General features: G+C 70.2%; 6 protein-coding genes. All 6 read right to left on the reverse strand.

The window, feature by feature from the left end; all coding sequences use genetic code 11:
* Positions 1–45: 45 nt before the first annotated feature.
* Positions 46–1497: a glyceraldehyde-3-phosphate dehydrogenase gene (locus N864_RS17190; protein ID WP_034719743.1), complete on the reverse strand. Its 1452-nt coding sequence runs from the start codon at positions 1495–1497 to the stop codon at positions 46–48.
* Between the two features lie 108 nt (positions 1498–1605).
* Positions 1606–3162: an Asp-tRNA(Asn)/Glu-tRNA(Gln) amidotransferase subunit GatB gene (gene gatB, locus N864_RS17195; protein ID WP_034719746.1), complete on the reverse strand. Its 1557-nt coding sequence runs from the start codon at positions 3160–3162 to the stop codon at positions 1606–1608.
* A 1-nt stretch (position 3163) separates the two neighbouring features.
* Positions 3164–4690 carry an Asp-tRNA(Asn)/Glu-tRNA(Gln) amidotransferase subunit GatA gene (gene gatA / locus N864_RS17200; protein WP_034719749.1) on the reverse strand — a complete coding sequence of 509 codons (1527 nt, stop codon included), beginning with the start codon at positions 4688–4690 and terminating at the stop codon, positions 3164–3166.
* An 82-nt stretch (positions 4691–4772) separates the two neighbouring features.
* On the reverse strand, positions 4773–5069 hold the full coding sequence (gene gatC / locus N864_RS17205; protein WP_034719751.1) for an Asp-tRNA(Asn)/Glu-tRNA(Gln) amidotransferase subunit GatC: 297 nt from the start codon (positions 5067–5069) through the stop codon (positions 4773–4775).
* 48 nt (positions 5070–5117) lie between these two features.
* The gene (locus tag N864_RS17210) at positions 5118–6134 is read right to left on the reverse strand and encodes a branched-chain amino acid ABC transporter permease (RefSeq protein WP_034719754.1); all 1017 of its coding nucleotides are present in this window, start codon (positions 6132–6134) and stop codon (positions 5118–5120) included.
* Complete coding sequence (locus tag N864_RS17215) at positions 6131–7000, reverse strand: branched-chain amino acid ABC transporter permease (RefSeq protein ID WP_034719757.1); 870 nt, start codon at positions 6998–7000, stop codon at positions 6131–6133. The genes N864_RS17210 and N864_RS17215 overlap by 4 nt, the downstream gene beginning before the upstream one ends.
* Positions 7001–7053 lie beyond the last annotated feature (53 nt).

Consider the following 7053-nt stretch of genomic DNA (forward strand, 5'->3'; position numbering starts at 1 on the left):
CTCTCGACGGGGAAACCCGTCGAGAGGCCACTTTCCGACGCTGGGTCAGGCCTTGGGGAAGGCCGGCGGGTGCACCCCCGCCATCGTCTCGAGCACCCGGACGACCTGGCAGCTGTAGCCGAACTCGTTGTCGTACCAGACGTAGAGCACGACCCGGTTGTCCGCCGTGATCGTCGCCCGCCCGTCGACGATGCCCGCGTACTGCGACCCGACGAAGTCCGTCGAGACGACCTCCGGCGAGTCGATGAAGTCGAGCTGCTTGTGCAGGGGCGTGTGCAGCGAGGTCATCCGCAGGTAGCGGTTGACCTCGTCGCGCTCGACCGGCTGGTCCAGGGTCAGGTTGAGGATCGCCATCGACACGTTCGGCGTGGGCACGCGGATCGAGTTGCCGGTGAGCTTGCCGGCGAGCTCCGGCAGTGCCTTGGCCACGGCCTTGGCCGCGCCCGTCTCCGTCAGCACCATGTTGAGCGCCGCCGACCGACCGCGCCGCTCCCCCTTGTGGAAGTTGTCGATGAGGTTCTGGTCGTTCGTGAACGAGTGCACCGTCTCGACGTGGCCGCCGAGGATGCCGTACTCGTCCGAGATCGCCTTGAGCACCGGGACGATCGCGTTCGTCGTGCACGAGGCCGCGGACAGGATCGGCTCGTCACCGATCGCCGACTCGTTGATCCCGGCGACGACGTTCGGCAGGTCGCCCTTGCCGGGCGCGGTGAGCAGGACGCGCGAGACACCGGGGCAGGCGAGGTGCTGGGCCAGGCCCTCGCGGTCGCGCCAGCGGCCGGTGTTGTCGACGACGATGGCGTCCGAGATCCCGTAGGCCGTGTAGTCGACGCTCGCAGGGTCGTCGGAGTAGATGACCTGGATGAGGGTGCCGTTGGCCAGGATCGTGTTGGCCTGCTCGTCGACCGTGATCGTGCCCTGGAAGGACCCGTGCACCGAGTCGCGGCGCAGCAGGCTGGCCCGCTTGTGCAGGTCGTTCTCCGAGCCCTTGCGCACGACGACCGCCCGCAGCTTGAGGCCGTCGCCCTTGCCCTCGTGGTCGACGAGGATCCGCGCGAGCAGGCGACCGATGCGGCCGAAGCCATAGAGGACGACGTCCTGCCCGCGCAGCTCGGCGGCCGAGCGGGCGCCCTTCTGCCCGACGAGGTCACCGAGCTCGTCCCGGACGAACTGCGTCAGGTCGCGGTCCCCGCCCTCCTGCCGGTACTTCCGGTTCAGCCGCGCGAGGTCGACCGACGCGGCCCCGGGATCGGCGGCCGCCACCGCCTGCAGGAGCGGCAGCGTGTCGGCGAGGTCGAGCTCCACGTCGTCGACGCGGCGGGCGAACCGGTGCGCCTTGATGAGGTGGATCGCCGACTCGTTGACCAGACCACGGCCATAGATCGAGGTCACGACGTTGTTGTGTCGGTAGAGGCGGCCGATGATCGGGATCATCGCCTCGGCGAGCGCCAACCGGTCGGACCAGTCCTCGTAGTGTTCGTCAGCCGTCTGACTCACGGATACCCCTTTGTACCTTTCCCGGGCCCTGTCAGCCCGGCTCGTGCGGCCACTGCCGCGTCACATGCGCGAGCCCGGCTCCGATCGGAGCCGGGCTCGCGGTCCTGCCTACTGCAGCTTGTCGAGGATCAGCTGGCGCGCCTTGCCCGCGTCCGCCTGACCCTTCATCGCCTTCATGACCTGGCCGATCAGCGCACCGGCGGCCTGCACCTTGCCGCCGCGGATCTTCTCCGCGACGTCGGGATTGGCGGCGATGACTTCGTCGATGGCCGCCTCGAGCGCGGCGTCGTCCTGGACGAGCTCGAGCCCGCGCGCGTCGGCGACCTCCACCGGGTGCCCCTCACCGTCGAGCACCCCGTCGAGCACCTGCCGGGCCATCGAGTCGTTGAGCCGCCCGGCCTTGACCATGGCCTCCAGCTCGGCGACGTCGCCGGGCGTGAAACCCAGCCCAGCGGCATACGTGACGAGGTCCTGCGCGGCCGCGTTCGCGCGCCGCGACGGCTCACCCAGCCACCACTTGCGCGCGGCCTGCGCGCTCGTGCCGAGGGCGGCGGTCTCCTCGATCAGCTCGACCGCACCCGCGTTGACGACGTCGCGCATCTCGAGGTCGCTGTAGCCCCACTCGGTCTGCAGACGCCGGCGGCGCTCGGCCGGCGGCTCCGGCAGGGTGGCCCGCAGGGCCTCGACCGTCTCACGCGGCGGCGCGACCGGCACGAGGTCGGGCTCCGGGAAGTAGCGGTAGTCCTCGGCGTCGGACTTCTCGCGGCCGGAGGTCGTGACACCGGTGTCCTCGTGCCAGTGCCGGGTCTCCTGGAGGATCGACCCGCCGCCGGCGAGGATCGCCGCGTGCCGGGAGATCTCGTAGCGCACGGCCCGCTCGACGGAACGGAGCGAGTTGACGTTCTTGGTCTCGGTGCGGGTGCCGAGCGGCACCGCGAGCTGCTCCGGACCCGAGTGGTCGTCGCCGACCCGCGGCCGGAGCGAGACGTTGGCGTCGCAGCGCATCGAGCCCTGCTCCATTTTCACGTCGCTGACGTCGAGCGCCCGCATGAGGTCGCGCAGGGCCGAGACGTAGGCACGCGCCACCTCTGGCGCCCGCTCCCCCGCGCCGACGATCGGCTTCGTGACGATCTCGATGAGCGGGATGCCGGCCCGGTTGTAGTCGACGAGCGAGTGGTCCGCACCGTGGATGCGACCGGTCGCGCCGCCGATGTGGAGTGACTTGCCGGTGTCCTCCTCCATGTGGGCCCGCTCGATCTCGATCCGGTAGGTGCTGCCATCGTCGAGCTGGACGTCGAGGTGGCCGTCGAACGCGATCGGCTCGTCGTACTGCGAGGTCTGGAAGTTCTTGGGCATGTCCGGATAGAAGTAGTTCTTCCGGGCGAACCGGCACCACTCGGCGATCTCACAGTTGAGGGCCAGGCCGATCCGCATCGCCGACTCGACCGCCGTGGCGTTGACGACCGGCAGCGCGCCCGGCAGCCCGAGGCAGACCGGACAGACCTGGCTGTTGGGCGGAGCGCCGAAGGCCGTCGCGCAGCCGCAGAACATCTTCGTCTCGGTGCTCAGCTCGACATGGACCTCGAGGCCCATGACGGGGTCGAAGCGGGCGATCGCCTCGTCGTAGTCCATGACCTCGTCGGTGGTCATCGATGCCGTCGTCATGTCAGGCTCCCTTCACCATCGACGCGTCGAGCTGGGGGGCGCGGTCGATGAGCAGGCCGCCCCACCGGTCGGCGAGGGCACGCTCGAGGGCCGCACCCACCGTGTAGAGCCGCTCGTCGCGCATCGCCGGAGCGAGGATCTGGATGCCGGCGGGCAGGCCGTCCTCATCGGCCAGGCCCGAGGGCAGCGACATGCCCGGGACTCCGGCGAGGTTCGCCGGGATCGTCGCGATGTCGTTGAGGTACATGGCCATCGGGTCGTCGAGCTTGTCGCCGAACCGGAACGCGGTCGTCGGCGCCGTGGGGCTGACCAGCACGTCGACCTTCGCGAAGGCGCGCTCGAAGTCCTGGGCGATGAGCGTGCGCACCTTCTGGGCGGAGCCGTAGTAGGCGTCGTAGTAGCCGGAGCTGAGCGCGTAGGTGCCCAGGATGATCCGGCGTTTCACCTCGTCGCCGAAGCCGGCGTCACGCGAGGCCGCCATGACCTGCTCGGCGCTCGGGTCGTCGACGCCGTCGGGCAGGATCCGCAGGCCGTAGCGCATCGCGTCGAACTTCGCGAGGTTGGAGCTCGCCTCGCTCGGCAGGATCAGGTAGTACGCGGCGAGCGCGTAGTCGAAGTTCGGGCACGACACCTCGATGACCTCGGCCCCCCGGTCGACGAGGAGCTGGACCGCCTCGTCGAAGCGGGCCCGCACGCCCGGCTGGTAGCCCTCGCCGCCGAGCTCGCGCACAATCCCGATCTTCATCCCGCTGACGTCACCGTTGCGGGCTGCCTCGACGACCGCCGGCACGGGGGCCTCGATCGAAGTGGAGTCCATCGGGTCGTGGCCGCCGATGACGGAGTGCAGCAGGGCCGTGTCGAGGACGCTGCGGGCGCACGGCCCGGCCTGGTCGAGCGACGAGGCGAGCGCGACGAGGCCGTAGCGCGAGACGCCGCCATAGGTCGGCTTGGTGCCGACGGTGCCGGTCACCGCGGCCGGCTGGCGGATCGAGCCACCCGTGTCGGTGCCGATGGCGAGCGGCGCCTGGAACGACGCGACGACGGCGCTGGAGCCGCCGCCCGAGCCGCCGGGGATCCGCTCGAGGTCCCACGGGTTGCGCGTCGGCCCGTAGGCCGAGTGCTCGGTCGAGCTGCCCATCGCGAACTCGTCCATGTTCGTCTTGCCGAGGATCGGCATCCCCTGGGCGCGCAGCCGCGTGACGACCGTCGCGTCATAGGGCGGCACCCAGCCCTCGAGGGTCCGGCTGCCGCACGTCGTCGGGATGCCGCGCGTGGTCATGACGTCCTTGACCGCGATCGGCACGCCGGCCAGCGCCGGGAGCGACTCACCGGCGGCGCGTCGCTCGTCGATCGAGCGGGCCGCCGCCAGCGCACCCTCCGCGTCGACGTGGAGGTAGGCGTGCACCTGCTCGTCCACCGCCGCGATGCGGTCGAGGTGCGCCTGCGTCACCTCGACGGACGAGACGGTCTTGGTCGCGAGCGCGTCGGCCAGCTCTGCTGCCGTGGCGCGGGTCAGGTCGGAGTTCACGTCGTCAGTTCCCTTTGTCGTCAACGAAATTCGCTGGGAGTGCAGGTATGCCGCTCAGCCGGCTGAGCGGCATACCTGCGCCTCAGTCCTCGGTCAGGATCCGGGGCACGCTGAAGCGCTGCTCCTCGACCTCGGGGGCGCCGGAGAGGGCCTCGTCCGGGGTGAGGCTCGGGCGCACGACGTCGGGGCGGGTGACGTTCGTCAGCGGGAGCGGGTGCGACATCGGCGCGACCCCGTCGATCGGCGCCTGCTGCACCTTGGCCACCGCGCCGAGGATGACGTCGAGCTCGCCGACCATGCGGTCGAGCTCGGCCTCGCTGAGGTCGATGCGGGCGAGCACGGCCAGGTGCGCCACGTCGTCACGAGTGAGGGAGGACATGGGCCCCAGTCTAGGAGGCCCCGCCCGCCGCTCCGACCACGGCTGCGGTCAGCGCGGGTGGCGCCGCTCGACGACCCACTTGCGCAACAGGTTGCGGGCCGTGCCCCACACGCCGTGGCGGAAGAGGAGCACGATGATGACGAAGATCGAGCCGGTGATCAGACCGATCCCCTCGAAGCCCGACGAGGCCAGCGAGTCCTCGAGGGTGACCACGATGCCGGCGCCGACGAGGCCGCCCCACAGCGTGCCGATGCCACCGAGGACGGTGATGAGCACGACCTTGCCGGACGTGGTCCAGACCAGCTCCTGGAGCGAGGCGAAGCCGTGGCTGATCGCGAAGACCCCACCCGCCAGACCAGCGAGGCCGGCCGAGATGACGAACGCCATGATCTTGTAGCGGTCGACGTCGTAGCCGAGCGCCCGGGCTCGAGCCGGGTTGTCACGGATGGCCGTGAGGAGGCGGCCGAACGGCGAGTTGACGACGCGCCAGGCGACGAAGACTCCGATGAGGATCAGGACGAGCCCGGCGTAGTAGAAGAAGAACGAGTCGGTCTCGACGGACTCGACCCCGAAGAAGTTCTTCGGGATGCCCTGCAGGCCGTTCTCCCCGCCGGTCAGGCTGCTCCACTGGTTGGCGATGAAGTAGAGCATCTGGGCGAAGGCGAGCGTCACCATCGCGAAGTAGATGCCGGTGCGGCGCACCGAGAGGTAGCCGATCGGCACGGCGATGAGCATGGCGAAGACGACGCCGCCGAGCACGGCGACGGGGAACGGCAGTCCCGACTTCATCGCGATGAGGCCGGTGCAGTACGCGGAGCCGCCCCAGAAGGCGGCGTGGCCGAAGCTGAGCAGGCCGGTGTAGCCGAGCAGCAGGTCGACGCTGATGGCGAACAGCCCCCAGCACATGATGTCCATCGCGACCGGCGGGTAGATGTACCACGGCAGGGCGCAGACGATGACGAGGCCGACGAGGAGCATGAGCGCTCGCCAGGGGCCGCGCCGCGGGAGGATCGAGGACTGGGCGAGATCGAGCTCGCTCGTGGGGGTGGTCAGCTCGGTGCTCATGCGGTCTCCTCCCGCCCGAAGAGCCCGGAGGGCCGGACGAGGATGACGACGGCCATCAGGACGAAGATGGCGATCTGGGCGTAGCGGGGCTGGTAGGCGATGCCGTAGGCCTCGACCAGGCCGACGAGGAAGCCGGCGACGACGGCGCCGAGGATGGAGCCGAGCCCGCCGATGACGACGACGGCGAACAGGATGATGACGAAGTTGCTGCCCATCTCCGCGGTGACGGCGCGGAAGGGCGCCGCGAGGACGCCGGCGAGACCGGCCAGGGCGATGCCGAAGCCGAAGACCGGGGTGACCCACCGGCCGACGTTGATGCCGAGGGCGCGGGTGCGCTCCGGGGCTTCGGTCGCCGCACGGACGATCATGCCGATGCGGGTCTTGGTCAGCAGCAGCCACGCGAGGACGCAGATGGCGACCGAGAAGAGGCAGGCGAAGACCTGGTAGACCGGCAGGCCGATCCCGGCGACGGTCAGCTGGCCGCCGAGCCCTGCCGGGATCTCGTAGGGCAGGCCGGAGACGCCGTAGCGCTGCTTGACCGCCTCGACGAGCACGAGGGTCAGGCCGAAGGTCAGCAGGAAGTTGTAGAGCGGGTCGAGCTGGAGCAGCCACCTGATGAGGAGCCGCTCCATGAGCACGCCGACACCGAACATGATGACCGGCACGATGACGAGGGCCACCCAGAAGTGGACCCCCACCTCGGCGAGGAGGACCGCCGAGATGACCGCGCCGAGCATGTAGCAGGCGCCGTGGGAGAAGTTGACGACACCGAGCACGCCGAAGATCACGGCGAGGCCGAGGGCGGAGAGGGCGTAGAAGCCGCCGGCCGCGAGGCCCTGCAGGGTGTACTGGATGAATGCGCTCATGTCACCGCTCGATTGGGTGCGGGGGCGTCGTCCGGCCGGCCTGTGGTGACCGG

This window comes from Intrasporangium chromatireducens Q5-1 (assembly GCF_000576575.1).
Taxonomy (GTDB): Bacteria; Actinomycetota; Actinomycetes; order Actinomycetales; family Dermatophilaceae; genus Intrasporangium_A; species Intrasporangium_A chromatireducens.